Origin of the sequence: Streptomyces sp. H39-C1 (assembly GCF_027158125.1) — a bacterium.
GTDB lineage: Bacteria > Actinomycetota > Actinomycetes > Streptomycetales > Streptomycetaceae > Actinacidiphila > Actinacidiphila fildesensis.
The window spans coordinates 16,487-34,539 of the sequence record NZ_JAPVLS010000020.1; the positions used below are offsets into that span (position 1 = coordinate 16,487).

Sequence of the window (18,053 nt, forward strand, 5' to 3'; positions counted from 1 at the left end):
GGCCCGGGACGCGCTTCTTGAAGACCAGACGGGTGCCGTCGGGCGAGAGCGACGGGCACTCCACGTTCGGGCGCAGCGTCGTCACGGTGCGGGCCGCGATGTCACCGCGGATGAGGTACGTCCTGCCGCCGGTGGCGAGCGTCGCGTAGAAGTGCCCGTCGTCGGCGAAGGTGACGCCCCAGAAGTTCACGTCGGTGGCGCGGTAGCGGTGGCCGTCCTTGAGGATCGTGAAGTCCTCCAGGCTGGCGTCGAGCCTGCCGGTCCTGACGTCGAGGATCGAGGTGCGGGTGGAGAAGTCGGTGCCCGCGTACGAGTCGCCGCCGACGAAGACCGTCCAGGCGGCGAGGTGGCCGCTGGGCGATACCCGGGCGCGGGTCGGGATCCCGTTCAGCGGGTAGTGCCGGGTCTCCTTGAGGTGGGAGTCGAGGACGACCGCGCGGTAGGTGTCCTGAACGGTGCCGTGCACGGACTGCAGACAGATGCCGGTGCCCGCGGCGGCGTGGAAGCGCAGACAGCGGACGCCCGAGGCGGTACGGGTCGCCCCGGGCGAGGCGGCGGGCACGGTGGCGAGTTCATCGCGGTGCGGACCCCAGGCCATGTTGCGGAAGACCATGAGCCGGGGCCCGGCCGGGGCCAGCGACACCGCGCCCTGGACGACCGGCGGGCCGCCGGCCTGCTCGGTGTTCCTGCGGGCGGCCCGGTCGGAGGCGTGCCAGACCGCCGCGCCCGCCACACAGGCGAGCACGGCGGCCGCCGCGACGAGGATCAGCAGCCGGTTCCGGGTGGTCATGGCGCCGGCTCCGCTCACGGTCAGCTGGTCCAGATGCCGGTGATGTCGGTGGCGGAGGCGGCGTTCCCCGCGTGCGAGGTGCCGAACATGTCCTCGAGGGTGCGCAGCAGATTGTAGTGGTTGTACGTCGTCGACGAGGTGCTGCCCGGGGTGACGCGCTGTCCGTAGAGGACGGTGGGGATGCGGTTGCCGGCCAGCCGGTTGTCCTCGTCGAAGGTGACGATCAGCAGGCTGTTGTGGGTCTTGGCCCACGTGGCGTAAGCACCGAGATTGTTCTTGATCCAGGTGTCACCGGTGCCGACGGAGCAGTCGTGCATGTCGCTGCACAGGTTCGGCACGACGAACGAGACCTGCGGCAGCGTCGTGTAGTCCGAAGGGAACTGCGCGAACGTCTTGGCGCTGGAGGTCGGCACGTTGCTGAAGCCGAACCAGGGGTTGTGCTTCTGCGCGTACTTGCCGCTGCTGCAGGTGGTGGAGCCCTGGCTGGGGAGCGTCTCGTTGTAGCTGCCCCAGGTCTTGCCCGCGGCGATCAGCTCGGAGGCGAGGTTGGGCGCGGAGCTGAAGCCGGGGGTGACGCAGCTGTCGCCGGTCACGCCCTGGTTGCTGCCGGAGAACACCTGGTAGTAGTTCGGCTGGCTCGGGTGCGTGACGCCGTACGAGGCGGTGAGGTTCGCGCCGCCGGTCTTCAGCGAGTTGATGTAGGGGGCGCTGGAGCTGCCGATCACCTGGTTGTACGCGTGGTTCTCCATCATCACGACGATCACGTGGTCAGGAGTGGGGACGGCGGCCGCCGCGTGCGCGGTGGACGCGCCGCCGAGGCCGGCCCACAGGCCGACGGACGCGCCGGCCAGCCCGAGGGCGGCGGCGAGGGCGGTGAGGGGGCGACGCGGAACGGATATCGACAAGCCGGGCACGGCTTACCTCCGGTGGGGGGGTATGGGGGCGCGGAGCGCTGTCAGCGTAGGAGCGGCCGGCGGAACTGAGAAGATCCGCAGACGTGAATGGCCGGGAAACGAACGGTGCGGGCCCACCGGGACGGGCGCTGCCCGCCGCCCGCAGGGGCAGCGCCGTCTCCCCGGACCGGCAGCGCTGTCTCCCCGGACCGTGCCGCCGGCCGTCCGGACCGGCAGCGTCCTCTCTCCGGACCGTGCCGCCGGCCGTCCGGACCGGCTCCGCCGTCACGGAACGGCGCGGGAACCGTCCGGAGCACGCCGTTCCAGGTCGGCGGCCGGGCGGTTACGCTCAGCTGGGACCTTGATCGCAGGCATGACGTACCGGAGGCGAGATGTCGCTGCCGCAGGGGCGCCGGAGCAGCACGTTCTCCCGGCTGCTGCGCCACGGGTTCACCGATCCGGCGGCGGCCGAGGTGCTGGTGGAGGCCGCGGGGCTGACCGCGGTACGGACCGATCCGGTGCTCCTGGACGCGCTCGGCGCGACGGCGGACCCCGATCAGGCGCTGCTGGGCCTGGTCCGGCTGGTGGAGGTGCTGGACGAGGGCGAGCGGCGGACCCTGCTCGACACCCTGACCAGCGCCAAGCCGCTGCGCGACCGGCTGCTCGGGGTGCTCGGCGCCTCCGAGGCGCTCGGCGACCACCTCGCCCGGCACCCGCGCGACTGGCACGCGCTGGTGACGTACGAGTCCGCCGACCTGCACCCCGGCGTCGCCGAGTTCGAACGCGGGCTGGCCTCCGCCACCGACCCCGACCTGCTGCGCGCCGCCTACCGCCGCTGCATGCTGGCGATCGCCGCCCGCGATGTGTGCGGCACCAGTGACCTGGTGCAGACGGCCGCGGAGCTGGCCGACCTGGCCACCGCGACCGTGCGCGCGGCCCTCTCCATCGCCGCCGCCGAGGCACCGGAGGACGCGGCGCTGTGCCGGCTCGCGGTGATCGGCATGGGCAAGTGCGGCGGCCATGAACTGAACTACGTCTCGGACGTCGACGTGATCTTCGTGGCGGAACCGGCCGACGGCGCCGAGGAGGCCGGGGCGATGCGGGCCGCGACGCGGCTGGCCGCCCGGATGATGCGGGTCTGCTCCGACACCACCGCAGAGGGCACCATCTGGCCGGTCGACGCCAACCTGCGGCCGGAAGGCAAGAACGGCCCGCTGGTACGCACGCTTTCCAGCCATGTCGCGTACTACAAGCGGTGGGCAAAGACCTGGGAGTTCCAGGCGCTGCTCAAGGCCCGGCCGATGGCGGGCGACCGTGACCTGGGCCTGGCGTACGTCGAGGCGCTCTCGCCGATGGTGTGGCAGGCCGCCGACCGCGACCACTTCGTCACCGACGTCCAGCAGATGCGCCGCCGCGTCGTGGAGGGCATCCCCGCCGCACACGTCGAGCGGGAGCTGAAGCTCGGTCCCGGCGGGCTGCGCGATGTCGAGTTCGCCGTCCAGCTCCTGCAGTTGGTGCACGGCAGAACCGATTCCTCACTGCGCAGCGGCACCACCCTCACCGCGCTCGCCCAACTCGCCGCCGGTGGTTACGTCGGCCGCGCGGACGCCGCCTCGCTCGATGCCGCCTACCGCTTCCTGCGGCTGATGGAGCACCGCATCCAGCTGTACCGGCTGCGCCGTACCCATCTGGTGCCGGACGACGAGGCCGGGCAGCGCCGCCTGGGCCGGTCGCTGGGCTTTCGCGCCAACCCCGTCGCCGAGCTGAACCGGGAGTGGAAGCGGCACGCCGTCGAGGTGCGCCGGCTGCACGAGAAGCTCTTCTACCGGCCGCTGCTCGACGCGGTCGCCCAGCTCGAACCGGTCGAGACCCGGCTCAGCAACAACGCCGCGATGCAGCGTCTGCAGGCGCTGGGGTACGCCGATCCGGCCGCGGCCTACCGTCATCTGGAGGCGCTGGCCAGCGGCGTCAGCCGCAAGGCCGCCATCCAGCGCACCCTGCTGCCGGTCCTGCTCGGCTGGTTCGGGGACTCCGCCGACCCGGACGCCGGGCTCTTCGGCTTCCGCAAGGTCTCCGACGCGCTCGGCAAGACCCCCTGGTACCTGCGGCTGCTGCGGGACGAGGGCGCCGCCGCCGAGCATCTCGCCCGGGTGCTCTCCTCCGGCCGGCTCGCCCCCGACCTGCTGATGCGAGCCCCGGAGGCGGTCGCCCTGCTCGGCGCCCCCGAGGGCCTGCGGCCGCGGTCCGCGGTGGCGCTCGAACAGGAGGTGCTGGCCGCGGTCGGCCGCGCCGAAACCCCCGAACAGGCGGTCACCGCGGTCCGCGGCGTCCGGCGCCGCGAGCTGTTCCGGACGGCGGCGGCCGATGTCATCGGCGAGCTGGACGTGGACCAGGTGGGCACCGCCGTCACCGACATCAACGCCACCACTGTCGTGGGCGCCCTGCGGGCGGCCGTGAACGCCGTCGAGGCGGCGGACGGGCCCCTGGCGACCCGCTTCGCCGTCATCGGCATGGGCCGCTTCGGCGGGCGCGAACAGGGGTACGGCTCGGACGCCGACGTGATGTTCGTCCATGAACCGCTCGACGGCGCGGAGGAGGGCCGGGCCGCCGGACAGGCCCTCAAGATCGCCAACGAGCTGCGCCGGCTGCTGCAGATCCCCACCGCCGACCCGCCGCTGATCATGGACGCGGATCTGCGCCCGGAGGGCAAGAGCGGCCCGCTGGTGCGGTCGCTCGGCTCGTACGCCGCCTACTACCGGCGCTGGTCGCTGGGCTGGGAGAGCCAGGCGCTGCTGCGCGCCGACCCCATGGCAGGGGACCAGGGGCTCGGAGAACGCTTCATCGAGCTGATCGACCCGCTGCGGTACCCCGCGGACGGGCTCGACGAGGACGCGGTGCGCGAGATCCGGCGGCTCAAGGCCCGGATGGAGTCCGAGCGGATGCCGCGCGGCGCCGACCCCACCACGCACGCCAAGCTCGGCCGCGGCGGGCTCTCCGACGTCGAGTGGACCGTCCAGCTGCTGCAGATGCAGCACGGCGGGCGGCGGAAGGAACTGCGCACCACCCGTACCCGCCGGGCGCTCGAGGCCCTGCGCGCCGCCGGTCTGGTCGGCGCCGACGACGCGGCCGTCCTCGACGAGGCATGGGTGCTGGCCACCCGGGTCCGCAACGCGGTGATGCTGGTCCGCGGCCGCCCGGGGGACACGTTCCCCGGCGACGGCCGGGAGCTCGCCGCCGTGGGCCGCTACCTCGGCTACTCGGCCGGCCACGTCGGCGACATGGTCGAGGAGTACCGCCGGACGACCCGGCGGGCCCGCGCGGTCGTCGAGCGGCTCTTCTACGAGTACGAGGCGTGACGGTACGAGGCTTACGAGGTGTGACGGCCGGCCGCGGAAACAGGCTCAGCGGAAACAGCTCAGCGGCGGGCGGTCGCCGGGTAGCGGGGCAGGTGGTAGACGAAGCGGCCGTAGACCGCGTAGACCAGCGCGAAGCCGGCGCCCAGGCACACGGCGCCCCCTATGGCGTCGAGCCAGAAGTGGTTGGCCGTCGAGATGATCACGACCAGGGTCGCCAGCGGATAGAGCATGCCCAGCACCCTCACCCACAGCGGCCGGGCGAGCATCGCGACGGTGATGCCGCACCACAGCGACCAGCCGATGTGCATGGACGGCATCGCGGCGTACTGGTTCGACACGTGAGCCAGGTCGCCGGAGGCCATCGAGCCCCAGGTGTGGTGCGCCTTGACCGTGTCGATGAAGTCGATGCCGTGCATCAGCCGGGGTGGGGCGAGCGGATAGAAGTAGAAGCCGACCAGCGCGATACCCGTGGTGATGAAGAGGACCGTGCGGGCCGGGCCGTAGCGGCCCGGATGCTTGCGGTAGAGCCACACCAGGACGCCGATGGTGATGATGAAGTGCAGCGTCGCGTAGTAGTAGTTCATCCCTACGATGAGCCATGTCACCGAGTTCACGGCGTGGTTGACGCTGTGTTCGACGGCCAGCCCGAGGTGGTTCTCCACCTTCCAGATCCAGTTCGCGTGCCGCATCGCCGCCGACTGCTGCTCGGGGACGGCGTTCCGGACGAGCGAATACACCCAGTAACTGACCGCGATCAGTGCGATCTCGAACCACAGACGCGGTCGGCGGGGGGTGCGGAGCCTCGACACGAGGGTATGGCGGGGTGCCGTAGGGCCCTCGCTCGGCGCTCCATCGGAATCAGCGGAACCGATGGAGCGCGGCGGGGCGGCCGTACGGCCAGCCAGGATCTTCGCGGTCGGTTCCCCCATGGAGGAATAGTCTGCCAGACCCACGCGAGCTCGCAGATCAGACGCCGGTCGGATCCTGTGCATTCGATGTATGCCTTCCGGCCGACTGCTGGACCAGCAGCGGCGGTGCCTGGCTGCTGGGCACCGCGGCCGTCGAACCGCGTACGACCAGCTCCGGGAGGAAGACGAATTCGCTGTGCGGGGCAGGGGTGCCGCCGATCTCCTCCAGCAGCGCCCGCACCGCCGCCTGCCCCATGGCGGCCACCGGCTGCCGGATGGTGGTGAGCGGCGGATCGGTGAAGGCGATGAGCGGGGAATCGTCGAAACCCACGACGGAGACGTCTCCGGGCACCGACAGGCCCTGCTGCCGGGCGGCCCGGATGGCGCCCAGTGCCATCATGTCGGACGCACAGACGATCGCGGTGCAGCCGGACGCGATGAGCGCCGTCGCGGCCGCCTGGCCGCCCTCCAGCGTGTACAGCGAGTGTTGGATCAGTTGTTCGGACTGCTCGGCGGTCAGGCCCAGCACGTCCTCCATGCTGCTGATGAAGCCCTGGATCTTGCGGAGTACCGGCACGAAACGCTTCGGTCCGACCGCCAGTCCGATTTTCTCATGTCCGAGTGCCGCCAAATGGGTGACGGCCAGCCGCATCGCGCCCCGGTCGTCCGGGGACACGAACGGCGCCTTGATCCTGTCCGAGAAGCCGTTGATCAGCACGAACGGCACACCCTGGCCGTGCAGCCTGGCGTACCGCTCGGTGTCGGCGGTGGAGTCGGCGTGCAGACCGGAGACGAAGATGATCCCGGCGACGCCGCGTTCCACGAGCATCTCGACCAGCTCGTCCTCGGTCGAGCCGCCCGGCGTCTGGGTGGCCAGCAGCGGGGTGTATCCGTCGCGGGTCAGCGCCTGACCGATCACCTGTGCGAACGCCGGAAAGATCGGGTTCTCCAGCTCCGGGGTGATCAGACCGATCAGACCCGCGCTGCGCTGCCGCAGCCGGACCGGCCGTTCGTAGCCGAGCAGATCGAGTGCGGCCAGCACGGATTCACGGGTGGTGGCGGATACGCCGGGCTTGCCGTTGAGGACCCGGCTGACCGTTGCTTCGCTGACACCCGCCTGGGTTGCGATGTCAGCAAGCCTTGCGGTCACAGCACCGGATGCTAGGGGACGGATGGCAGCCACGTCAGATCGCCCACCAAATCGTGGTGTCCGCGGGGATGACGGCGTTCGCTCCGTCCGCGGTGAAACCGGCTCCGGCGAGCAGCGCGCGGCCGGGCGCCGGGATCGTGACGGGGGTTCCGCCGACGTTCGCGGTGCAGACGAACGAACCCTCGGCGCTGTCCCGGCGGAACGCCAGCACACCCGACGGCGCCGCCAGCCAGGTCACCTCGGAACCCGCGCCCAGGGCGGGGTGTTCGCGGCGGACGGCCAGCGCCTCGCGGTAGAACTCCAGCGTCGAGGCGGGGTCGCCCTCCTGGGCCTCGACGCTGAGGCCGGCCCAGGCGTCGGGCTGCGGCAGCCAGCTGGGGCCGCCCTCGACCGGGCCGAAGCCGTACGGCGCCGTCGTGCCCGACCACGGCAGCGGTACGCGGCAGCCGTCACGGGTCCCGTCCTGGCCGGCGTTGCGGAAGAACGCCGGGTCCTGGCGCACCTCGTCCGGCAGGTCGGTGACCTCGGGCAGGCCCAGCTCCTCGCCTTGGTACAGGTAGGCGGAGCCGGGCAGCGCCAGCATCAGCAGGGTCGCGGCCCGCGCCCGGCGCAGACCGAGCGCCTGGTCGCCGTCGGCGAAGCGGGTGGAGTGCCGCACCACGTCGTGGTTGGACAGCACCCAGGTGGCGGGCGCGCCGACCGAACCCATCGCGGCCAGCGAGGTGTCGATGACCCGGCGCAGCGCGGCGGCGTCCCAACCGGACGTCAGGTACTCGAAGTTGAACGCCTGGTGCAGCTCGTCGGGGCGCAGGTACAGGGCGCTGCGCTCGACCGTCGGCGTCCACGCCTCGGCGACGGCGATCCGGTCGCCCGCGTACTCGTCCAGGATCTTGCGCCAGCTGCGGTAGATCTCGTGCACGCCGTCCTGGTCGAAGTACGGCATCGACGCGGTGCCCAGCAGCTTCAGCTGCTCGTGGGAGCCGATGTCGGGCAGGCCCGCGGCCTTGACCATGCCGTGGGCGACGTCGATCCGGAAGCCGTCGATGCCCAGGTCCAGCCAGAACCGCAGGATCGAGCGGAACTCGTCGTGCACGGCCGGGTGGTCCCAGTTGAAGTCCGGCTGCTCGGGGGCGAACAGGTGCAGGTACCAGTCGCCGGGGGCGCCGTCAGCGTTTACGGTCCGCGTCCAGGCCGGTCCGCCGAAAATGGACTCCCAGTCGTTTGGCGGGAGTTCACCACTGGCACCCTTGCCGGGGCGGAAGTGGAAGCGCTCGCGGATCGGCGAACCGGGGCCCTCGCGCAGCGCCTGCTTGAACCACTCGTGCTGGTCGGAGCAGTGGTTGGGGACCACGTCCACGATGACCCGCAGATCCAGCGCGTGGGCGGCCCGCACCAGGTCGTCGGCGTCCGTCAGGGTGCCGAACATCGGGTCGACGGCTCGGTAGTCCGCCACGTCGTAGCCGCCGTCGGCCTGCGGGGAGGCGTAGAACGGCGACAGCCACACGGCGTCCACCCCGAGCGACCGGAGGTAGGGCAGCCGGGCGGTGATCCCGGGCAGGTCGCCCATCCCGTCGCCGTTGCCGTCGGCGAAGCTGCGCGGGTAGACCTGGTAGATCACCGCGTCACGCCACCAGTCTCTGCGCCCGGCGTCGGCGGCGTTGTCGGCGGCGGAGCGGGGCGCGTCGGTGAGGTGCTGGCTCATGGATTCCCTTGATGTGTGCGGGGAACGACAGGTGGCGTGGGTGTGCGCGTTGCCGCTGGACGGATCAGGACTTGGCGGCGCCGGCGGTGAGGCCGGAGACCAGGTGGCGCTGGACCAGGAAGAAGACGAGGGCGGCCGGGATGGCGATGATCACCGCGGCGGCGGTCAGCGAACCCCAGTCCGCGCGCTGGTCGGTGGCGAGGGTGCGGATGCCGGCCGCCAGCGTGAAGTTCTCGTTGGTGCTCATGAACTGGCTCGCGTAGGCGACCTCGCCCCAGGCGGTCAGGAAGCTGTAGAAGGCGGTGACGGCCAGTCCCGGCCGGGCCAGCGGCAGGATCAGCCGCCAGAACGTGCCGAACGGGGTGAGCCCGTCGATCCGGCCCGCCTCGTCGATCTCGTGCGGGATGGTGTCGAAGTACCCCTTGAGCATCCAGGCGCAGAACGGCACCGAGATCGTGCAGTAGGTGACGATCAGACCGAGGTAGCTGTCGAGGAGGCCGAGGGTGCCGAGCAGGTTGTACAGCGGCACGATCAGCACGGCCATCGGGAACATCTGCGTCGTCAGGAAGGTCCACATCAGCTGCTTGTGGCCGGGGAACTTCATCCGCGAGATGGCGTAGCCGGCGCTCGCCGACAGCATGACGCCCAGCACGGTCGTCGCGGCCGCGACGATCACCGAGTTGAGGAACCACTTCGGGAAGTTGGTGTGCAGGATGTTCCGGTAGTTCTGCAGGCTCAGGTGGTCGAGGACGCCGCCCGGGTCCGTCCACGCGTTCTTCGGGCCGAAGGAGATGAACGCGATCCACAGCGCCGGGAAGATGGCGATCGCGCTGGCGACCATGAGCGTGGTGTGCAGGGCGACCGAGGCGCCGCGGCCGCGTTCGCCGCGCTGGCGGCCCGGACGGCGGGCGGGCTTCGCGGCGGAGCGGGCCGGGTCGGCGCTTCCCGTGGTGCCGGTGTGGGCTGTTGCACTCATCGTCATGGCTCCTTACGCCTGCTCGGTCTTGGCCTGGTAGCGGCGGTAGAAGGTGGAGAAGACCAGCAGGATGGCGAGGATGACCATGCCGTACGACGCGGCCCCGGAGTAGTCGGACACCCCGGTGAACGCCTTGCGGTAGGCGTAGGTCACGAGGATGTCGGTGTCCCCGCTGTTGTTCTGGCCCAGCAGCAGGAAGATGATCGGGAACATGTTGAAGGTCCAGATCACCCCGAGCAGGATCACGGTGTTGCTGACCGGGCGCAGGCCCGGCAGCGTGATGTTCAGGAACCGCTGCCAGGGGGAGGCGCCGTCCATCTCGGCGGCCTCGTAGAGCTCCTGGGGAACCGACTGCATGCCGCCGAGCAGGGCGACCATCATGAAGGGTACGCCCGCCCAGACGTTGACCATGATGACGGCGACCTTCTGGGCGAAGGGGGTGCCCAGCCAGTCCTGGGCCGGCAGTCCGACCTGCGTGATCATCGAGTTGAACACGCCGTACTGCGAGTTGAGCATCAGCCGCCAGGCGAAGACGCTGACGAAGGCCGGGATGGCCCACGGCAGGATCAGTGACAGCCGGTAGAAGAGCCGGAACCGCACCGGGCGGTTGAGCAGCAGCGCCATCCCCATGCCGATGGCGTAGGTGAAGGCGACGCAGGTCACCGTCCAGGTGACGGTCCAGATGAGCCGGGGGTAGAAGTCACCGTCCTGGCCGGAGATGATCTTCCAGTAGTTGTCGAAGCCCACGATGTCGTACGACGCCGGGATGTGGACGGGGCCGATGTTCTTGGCGACCGTCATCTCGTTGGCGTTGGTGAACGACAGATAGGCGCCGTAACCCAGCGGGTACAGCACCAGGACGCCGATCACGATGACCACCGGGGCGACCATGGCCCAGGCGTACCAGTGCTTGTCCCACGACCGCTTGAAAGACGTCATGAGGCCGGCGCGCGGGGCCGTGCCGCGCGATTGCCTGTCAATGGTTGCGGTGGTCATCACTCATCGGCTCTTTCCACGATTACGGATGATGGTGCGAGTGGTGTCGCGGCCCCGGAGCGCCCCTCGGAACGGGGCGGGCGGGGTGGCTCGTTCCCCGGGGCCGCGCGTCCGGCCCGGCCCGGACGGCCGGGCGCGTGGGCCCCGGCCCTCCCAGGAGGAGGACAGGGGCCCCGGCCGACCGGACCGGAGTCTGGTGCCGCTGGGCTACTTGGTGAAGCCCGGCAGGAGCGTGGCGAACTCGGAGGCCGCCGCGTCCAGTCCGGCCTGGACCGAGACCTGGCCCTGCAGGATCTTCACGTACTGCTGCTGGAGCGGGGTGAAGAGGCTGCCGACCTGGGCGAGTGCCACCCGCGGGCGGGCGGTGTCCATGATGCTCTTGAAGCCGGCGATCTTCGGGTCGGCGGTCACCGCGGGGGTGTAGGCCGAGGTGCGGGTCGGCAGGGTGCCGGTCTTGGTCGCGATCGTGACCTGGCTGGCCGAGGAGGTCATGAACTCGGTGAACAGGTAGCTGGCGTCCAGGTTCTTGGAACCCTGGTAGACCGCGAGGTCGTGACCGCCGGTCGGCGCCTGCGGCTTGCCGGTGGAGCCGGCCGGGACCGGGGCGTAGCCGAGGTTCGACTCCTTGCCCTTGAAGGCCGAGCCGCTGATGTCGTCACTGACCGACCAGGGGCCCTGGATCAGCATGGCGACCTTGCCGTTCTTGAACGAGGTCTGCATGTTGTCGTAGGCGCTGGCGAAGTCGACCTTCGCCGAGGAGGTGTCGTAGATCTCCTTGGCCTTGGTGACCGCCTTGACGGCCTCCGGCGAGTTGATCGTGATCTTCTTGGCGGCCGCGTCGGCGAGGTCGGTGCCCTCGCCGAAGAGCAGCGGCATCAGGAAGTACGTGTCCGGGTTGACGTAGGTGCCGGTGACCCCGGTCTTGTCCTTGATCGTCTTCGAGACGGAGATGAACTCGTCCCACGTGGTCGGCGGCTTGGTGATGCCGGCCTTGGCGAAGAGCTCCTTGTTGTACAGCAGGCCCAGGGTGTCGGTGACCGACGGGACCCCGTAGGTCTTGCCCTCGTACTTGGTGGTGTTGAGCGGGCCCTGCGTGAAGTCGCCGGTGTCCTTGAGGGCGGCGGTGCCGTCCAGCGGGGCGATGTAGTGGTTGGAGGCGTACTCCGGGATCAGGCCGACATCGGCCCGGACCACGTCGGGGGCGCCCTTGCCGCTCTGCGCCGCCGTCTTGAACTTGTTCTCCACGTCGGAGAACGGGACGTTGACGTACTTGACCTTGATCTTCGGGTACTTCGCCATGAAGTCCTTGATCAGGCTCTGGTAGACAGGCGCCTCGTTGGTGGCGTCCGAGGTGTCCCAGTACGTGATGTCCCCGGAAACTCCGGCCGGGTCCTTCGCCGCGTCCCCGGTGCTCTTGTTGTCGCTGCTGCCGCCACAGGCGGTGGCTCCGAGAACGATGGCCGCGGCCATCGCCACGGCGGATATGCCGCGTCGCATACCTGTCTCCTTGGTGAGGGTAAAACCCGGTTCACCCTGGAGTGGGTGATGCGCGCCGCTTGTGCTGTGCGGCTGCTCGGGCTGGGCAGGAACGTAACAGCGATGTAAGACCTTGCGAAAGAGCCTGCAAGAAAGTTTCCGCAGGGTCTGCCGAATGTGACATCCCCGTTACCTGCGGATGTCCGGTGCAGGCCCAGGGCCTGAAGAAGTCCGTTGCAAGGTCTTGCTGCAAGGAGCGGGCAGCGATAGCGTCCGCAGCGCCCGGCGGTGCTGCCGGGCGGCCGCGGGACTCGGCGCGTAGTGCCCCGGCACGAGCTTTCCGTATCGAGGAGACCCGCCCGTGTCCGTACCCGCACGCATACGACGTGTGGCAGCGACGGTGGTGTCGGCGCTGCTGCTGGCCACCGTGCCGGCCGCCGTGCCCGCCCTGGCCGCCGCGCCACCCGCCCCGCCGTCCGACGCGGCGCTCGCCGCCCAGCCGGCCCGCCACGACCTCACGCGTGAGCAGTTCTACTTCGTCCTGCCGGACCGCTTCGCCAACGGCGACACCCGCAACGACACCGGCGGGCTCACCGGCTCCCGGCTGGTCACCGGCTACGACCCCACCGACAAGGGCTTCTACCAGGGCGGCGACCTCAAGGGCCTGACCGGGAAGCTCGACTACATCAAGGGGCTCGGCACCACCGCCATCTGGATGGCGCCGATCTTCAAGAACCAGCCCGTGCAGGGCACCGGTAAGGACGCGTCGGCCGGCTACCACGGCTACTGGATCACCGACTTCACCCAGGTCGACCCGCACTTCGGGACCAACGACGACCTGAAGAAGCTCATCGCCGCCGCCCACGCCAAGGGCATGAAGATCTTCTTCGATGTCATCACCAACCACACCGCCGACGTCGTGGACTACAAGGAGAAGGCGTACTCCTACCTCTCCAAGGGCGCGTTCCCGTACCTGAGCAAGGACGGCACGCCCTTCGACGACTCCGACCACGCCACGGCCGCAGCGGGCAAGGACTTCCCGGCGGTCGACGCCGACTCCTTCCCGCGGACCCCCGTCGTGGCGCCGGAGAAGAAGAACCTCAAGGTGCCGGCCTGGCTCAACGACCCGGCGATGTACCACAACCGTGGCGACTCCACCTACGCCGGGGAGAGCACCGACCAGGGCGACTTCTCCGGCCTCGACGACCTGTGGACCGAACGTCCCGAGGTCGTCCAGGGCATGGCGAAGATCTACGAGAAGTGGGTCAAGGACTTCGCGATCGACGGCTTCCGGATCGACACCGTCAAACACGTCGACCTGCCGTTCTGGACCCAGTGGGCCACCGTGCTGGACACGTACGCCGCCCAGCACGGCCGGAAGAACTTCTTCATGTTCGGCGAGGTCTACTCCGCCGACACGGCGATCACCTCGCCCTACGTCACCCAGGGCCGGCTCGACGCGACCCTGGACTTCCCGTTCCAGGACGCCGCCCGCTCCTACGCCTCCCAGGGCGGCTCCGCGGCCAAGCTGTCCGGCCTGTTCGCGCAGGACTACCGGTACACCACCGACAAGGCCAACGCCTACGAGTCGGTGACGTTCCTCGGCAACCACGACATGGGCCGGATCGGGACGTTCCTGAAGCAGGACAACCCCGGCGCCACCGACGCGGAGCTGGTGCGGCGGGACCAGCTCGCCAACGAGCTGATGTTCCTCAGCCGCGGCAACCCCGTCGTCTACTACGGCGACGAGCAGGGCTTCACCGGGGCCGGCGGCGACAAGGACGCCCGGCAGACCATGTTCGCCTCCCAGGTCGCCGACTACCTCGACGACGACGAGCTGGGCACCGACCGCACCCACGCCAGCGACGCCTACGACACCGCGGCGCCGCTGTACCGGACGATCGCCGCGCTCTCGAAGCTGACCAAGGAGAACCCGGCGCTGCGCGACGGCGTGCAGACCGAGCGGTACGCGGCCGACGGCGCGGGCGTGTACGCGTACTCCCGTACGGACCCGAAGGCGCGGACCGAGTACCTGGTCGCGGTGAACAACGCGGCCGAGGCGAAGACCGTGGCGGTGCCGACCGGCGCGGCCGGGGCGGACCTCCGCGCGCTCTACGGCGCCACCGGCACCCTGCACAGCGGCGGCGACAGCAAGGTCACCGTGACCGTCCCCGCGCTGTCCACCGTCGTCTACAAGGCGGACAAGCCACTCGGCGCCCCGGCCACCCGGCCGTCGATCGCGCTGCGGGCCCCCGCCGCCGGCGCGACCGGCACCGTAGAGATCTCCGCCGGCGTGACCGGCGGGCAGCTCGACCGGGTGGTCTTCGCCGCCCAGGTCGGCAACGCCAAGTGGCAGGTGCTCGGCTCCGCCGACCACGCGCCCTACACCGTCACCAAGGCGCTCGACGCGGCCGTCCCCGCCGGGACCGCCCTGCGCTACAAGGCGGTGGTCACCGACTCCGCAGGCCACATCAGCAGCGCGACCGCCGCCACCACCAGCGGCGCACCGGTCCGGCCGACGCCGCCCAGCGCCGTCTCCCGCGACTACGCGGTCGTGCACTACCAGCGCACCGACGGCGACTACACCGACTGGGGCCTGTACACCTGGGGCGACATCGCCGACGGCGAGGGCACCACCTGGCCGGGCGGCAAGCCCTTCTCCGGGCGCGACGCCTACGGCGCCTTCGCCTACGTCAAGCTCAAGCCGGGCGCGTCCAGCGTCGGCTTCATCGCCGTCGACAAGAACGGCGTCAAGGACACCGACGCGGACCGGTCCGTCGACCTCACGAAGACCGGCGAGGTGTGGATCAAGCAGGGCAGCACCGAGGTGCTGAACGCGCCGCCCACGGGCGCCTACCCGCCGCAGGACACCACCAAGGCCGTCCTGCACTACCAGCGCGCCGACGGCGACTACGCCCACTGGGGCCTGCACACCTGGACCGGCGCCGCCACGCCCACCGACTGGACCAAGCCGCTCCAGCCGACCCGGATCGACGCCTATGGTGCCGTGTACGAGGTGCCGCTCGCCCCGGGTGCCACCTCGCTGAGCTACATCCTTCACAACGGCGACGCCAAGGACCTGCCCTCCGACCAGTCCCTGGACCTCGCCTCCAGCGGGCATGAGGTGTGGCTGTTGGCCGGCACGCAGAAGTACCTGCTCCCGCAGCCCAAGGGCACGGGCGGAGACCTCGACCTGAGCAAGGCGCAGGCGCAGTGGATCGACCGCGACACCGTCGCCTGGCACACCGACGCGAGCGCCTCCGCCAGCCAGCAGCTCGTCTACGCCCCCGACGGCGGCATCACCGTCAAGGACGGCGCCCTGTCCGACGAGGGCCACTGGCTGCGGCTGTCACCGGTCGCCGGCGGCCTGACCGCCGCCCAGAAGGCGAAGTACCCGCAGCTCAAGGAGTACGCGGCCTTCACCGTCGACCCACGCGACCGGGACCGGATCGGTGCCGCGCTGCCCGGCCAGCTCATCGCCACCCAGCGCGCCGCGAACGGGGCGCTGCTCGCCGCCACCGGTGTGCAGACGCAGGGGGTGCTCGACGACCTGTACGCCGCGAAGGCGCAGCGCGCGGCGCTCGGCCCGGTCTTCGACCACGGCCGGCCCGCCCTGTCGGTCTGGGCGCCCACCGCGCACAGCGTCGCGGTGGAGATCGACGGCAGGACCGTCCCCATGCGGCGCGACGCCGGCAGCGGCGTCTGGTCGGTGACCGGCGGCCGCGACTGGACGGGCAAGCCGTACCGGTACGCGGTCACCGTCTGGGCGCCGAGCGTCCAGAAGCTGGTCACCAACCTGGTGACCGACCCGTACTCGGTCGCCCTGACCGCCGACTCCGCCCGCAGCCTCCTCGTCGACCTGGCCGACCCGAAGCTCGCCCCCAAGGGCTGGCAGCGGCAGGCCAAACCGGCGGCGGTGCCGCTGGCCCAGGCGCAGATCCAGGAGCTGCACATCCGTGACTTCTCGGTCGCGGACACCACCGTCCCGGCCGCGCAGCGCGGCAAGTACACCGCCTTCACGGTTCCCGGTTCGGCGGGCATGACGCATCTGCGCGCGCTGGCGAAGGCCGGCACGGACTATGTGCACCTGCTGCCCGCGTTCGACTTCGCGACCGTCCCGGAGAAGACCGCCGACCAGGCGGTCCCGGACTGCGACCTCGCCTCCTTCCCGGCCGACTCCGAGAAGCAGCAGGAGTGCGTGGCCAAGGCCGCGGCCAAGGACGCCTACAACTGGGGCTACGACCCGTACCACTACACGGTCCCCGAGGGCTCCTACGCCACCGACCCGGACGGCGCCGGCCGCACCACCGAGTTCCGGCAGATGGTGCAGGGCCTGAACAACGCGGGGCTGCGGGTGGTGATGGACGTGGTCTACAACCACACCTCCGCCTCCGGCCAGGCCGACACCTCGGTCCTCGACAAGATCGTGCCCGGCTACTACCAGCGGCTGATGCCGGACGGCTCGGTCGCCAACTCCACCTGCTGCTCCAACACCGCGCCGGAGAACGCGATGATGGGCAAGCTGGTCGTCGACTCCCTCGTCACCTGGGCGAAGGAGTACAAGGTCGACGGCTTCCGCTTCGACCTGATGGGCCACCACCCGAAGGCGAACATCCTCGCCGTCCGCAAGGCGCTGGACGCGCTGACGCTCGCCAAGGACGGCGTCGACGGCAAGAAGATCATCATGTACGGCGAGGGCTGGAACTTCGGCGAGGTCGCCGACAACGCCCGCTTCGAGCAGGCCACCCAGGCCAACATGGCCGGCACCGGCATCGCCACCTTCAGCGACCGGGCCCGCGACGCCGTACGCGGCGGCAGCCCGTTCGACGCCGACCCCGGCGTGCAGGGCTTCGCCAGCGGCCTCTACACCGACCCCAACTCCTCGACCGCCAACGGCACCACCGCCGAGCAGAAGACCCGGCTGCTGCACTACCAGGACCTCATCAAGGTCGGGCTCACCGGCAACCTGAGCGCGTTCACCTTCACCGACTCCGCAGGCAAGCAGGTGCACGGCTCCGAGGTCGACTACAACGGCCGGCCCGCCGGATACGCGGCGGCACCGGGCGACGCCCTCGCCTACGTCGACGCGCACGACAACGAATCGCTGTACGACGCCCTCGCCTTCAAGCTCCCGGCCGCCACGACGGCCGCCGACCGGGCCAGGATGCAGGTGCTCGCCGAATCGACCGCCATGCTCTCCCAGGGCCCGGCGCTCTACCAGGCGGGCAGCGACCTGCTGCGCTCCAAGTCCCTGGACCGCAACTCCTTCGACTCCGGTGACTGGTTCAACGCCATCCACTGGGACTGCGCCACCGGCAACGGCTTCGGCCGCGGCCTCCCGCCGGCCGCCGACAACCAGTCCAAGTGGCCGTTCGCCAAGCCGCTGCTCACCTCACCCGCGCTGCACCCCGGCTGCGCCGAGATCACCGGCGCCTCCGCCGCCTACCAGGACCTGCTCAGGATCCGCTCCACGGAACCGGCCTTCGCCCTGACCTCAGCGGCCCAGGTCCAGGACCGGCTCTCCTTCCCGCTGTCGGGCCAGGACGAGACCCCGGGTGTCATCACGATGCGCCTCGGCGACCTGGTCGTCGTCTTCAACGCCACGACCACCGCCCGGACCCAGCGAGTCCCCGCCCTCACCGGCACCCCCTACGCCCTCCACCCGATCCAGTCCACCGGCTCCGACCCGATCGTCAGAACCGCCACCTACGACAGAACCACCGGAACCTTCACGATCCCGGCCCGCACGGTCGCGATCTACACGAAGCGATAACCGCGCGGAACGACGGACAGGGCCCGCCTCCCA

The 18,053-nt window shown here is 70.5% G+C and carries 10 protein-coding genes; 2 read left to right on the top strand and 8 right to left on the bottom strand.

Annotated elements, in window-relative coordinates; translation table 11 throughout:
- Together O3W51_RS15680 and O3W51_RS15685 are read right to left on the bottom strand one after the other, a co-directional pair.
- On the bottom strand, positions 1-790 hold a 790-nt coding region (locus O3W51_RS15680), incomplete at its 3' end, for a TolB-like translocation protein (RefSeq protein WP_443048288.1).
- 20 nt (positions 791-810) lie between these two features.
- A complete protein-coding gene (locus O3W51_RS15685; protein WP_138353813.1) occupies positions 811-1,695 on the bottom strand; it encodes an alkaline phosphatase family protein in 885 nt (294 codons plus the stop codon).
- A gap of 380 nt (positions 1,696-2,075) precedes the next feature.
- On the opposite strand from O3W51_RS15685, the gene O3W51_RS15690 reads away from it, so the two are divergent.
- Complete coding sequence (locus tag O3W51_RS15690) at positions 2,076-5,039, top strand: bifunctional [glutamine synthetase] adenylyltransferase/[glutamine synthetase]-adenylyl-L-tyrosine phosphorylase (protein ID WP_138353760.1); 2,964 nt, start codon at positions 2,076-2,078, stop codon at positions 5,037-5,039.
- Between the two features lie 59 nt (positions 5,040-5,098).
- On the opposite strand, the gene O3W51_RS15695 is transcribed toward O3W51_RS15690, so the two are convergent.
- The 6 genes from O3W51_RS15695 to O3W51_RS15720 form a co-directional block, all read right to left on the bottom strand.
- Entirely contained in the window at positions 5,099-5,968 is an 870-nt protein-coding gene (locus O3W51_RS15695; protein ID WP_164294734.1) for a phosphatase PAP2 family protein, read from the bottom strand.
- A 37-nt stretch (positions 5,969-6,005) separates the two neighbouring features.
- The gene (locus tag O3W51_RS15700; protein WP_187144844.1) at positions 6,006-7,097 is read right to left on the bottom strand and encodes a LacI family DNA-binding transcriptional regulator; all 1,092 of its coding nucleotides are present in this window, start codon (positions 7,095-7,097) and stop codon (positions 6,006-6,008) included.
- Between the two features lie 34 nt (positions 7,098-7,131).
- A complete protein-coding gene (locus O3W51_RS15705) occupies positions 7,132-8,799 on the bottom strand; it encodes a glycoside hydrolase family 13 protein (protein ID WP_138353757.1) in 1,668 nt (555 codons plus the stop codon).
- A 64-nt stretch (positions 8,800-8,863) separates the two neighbouring features.
- Complete coding sequence (locus O3W51_RS15710; protein ID WP_138353756.1) at positions 8,864-9,775, bottom strand: sugar ABC transporter permease; 912 nt, start codon at positions 9,773-9,775, stop codon at positions 8,864-8,866.
- A 12-nt stretch (positions 9,776-9,787) separates the two neighbouring features.
- Positions 9,788-10,714 (bottom strand): carbohydrate ABC transporter permease, encoded by a 927-nt coding sequence (locus O3W51_RS15715; protein WP_232484786.1) that lies wholly within the window; start codon positions 10,712-10,714, stop codon positions 9,788-9,790.
- Between the two features lie 264 nt (positions 10,715-10,978).
- Positions 10,979-12,268: an extracellular solute-binding protein gene (locus O3W51_RS15720; protein WP_138353754.1), complete on the bottom strand. Its 1,290-nt coding sequence runs from the start codon at positions 12,266-12,268 to the stop codon at positions 10,979-10,981.
- 340 nt (positions 12,269-12,608) lie between these two features.
- On the opposite strand from O3W51_RS15720, the gene pulA reads away from it, so the two are divergent.
- Positions 12,609-18,020, top strand: a complete 5,412-nt coding sequence (gene pulA / locus O3W51_RS15725; protein WP_269286251.1) for a pullulanase-type alpha-1,6-glucosidase — start codon at positions 12,609-12,611, stop codon at positions 18,018-18,020.
- The last annotated feature ends 33 nt before the right edge of the window (positions 18,021-18,053 follow it).

What these genes read in the sequence shown, in the direction of transcription:
- O3W51_RS15705 (WP_138353757.1), bottom strand. Translation starts at nt 8,799, where the DNA reads ATGAGCCAGCACCTCACCGACGCGCCCCGCTCCGCCGCCGACAACGCC.
- O3W51_RS15715 (WP_232484786.1), bottom strand. Translation starts at nt 10,714, where the DNA reads ATGACGTCTTTCAAGCGGTCGTGGGACAAGCACTGGTACGCCTGGGCC.
- O3W51_RS15695 (WP_164294734.1), bottom strand. Translation starts at nt 5,968, where the DNA reads ATGGGGGAACCGACCGCGAAGATCCTGGCTGGCCGTACGGCCGCCCCG.
- O3W51_RS15720 (WP_138353754.1), bottom strand. Translation starts at nt 12,268, where the DNA reads ATGCGACGCGGCATATCCGCCGTGGCGATGGCCGCGGCCATCGTTCTC.
- O3W51_RS15710 (WP_138353756.1), bottom strand. Translation starts at nt 9,775, where the DNA reads ATGAGTGCAACAGCCCACACCGGCACCACGGGAAGCGCCGACCCGGCC.
- O3W51_RS15690 (WP_138353760.1), top strand. Translation starts at nt 2,076, where the DNA reads ATGTCGCTGCCGCAGGGGCGCCGGAGCAGCACGTTCTCCCGGCTGCTG.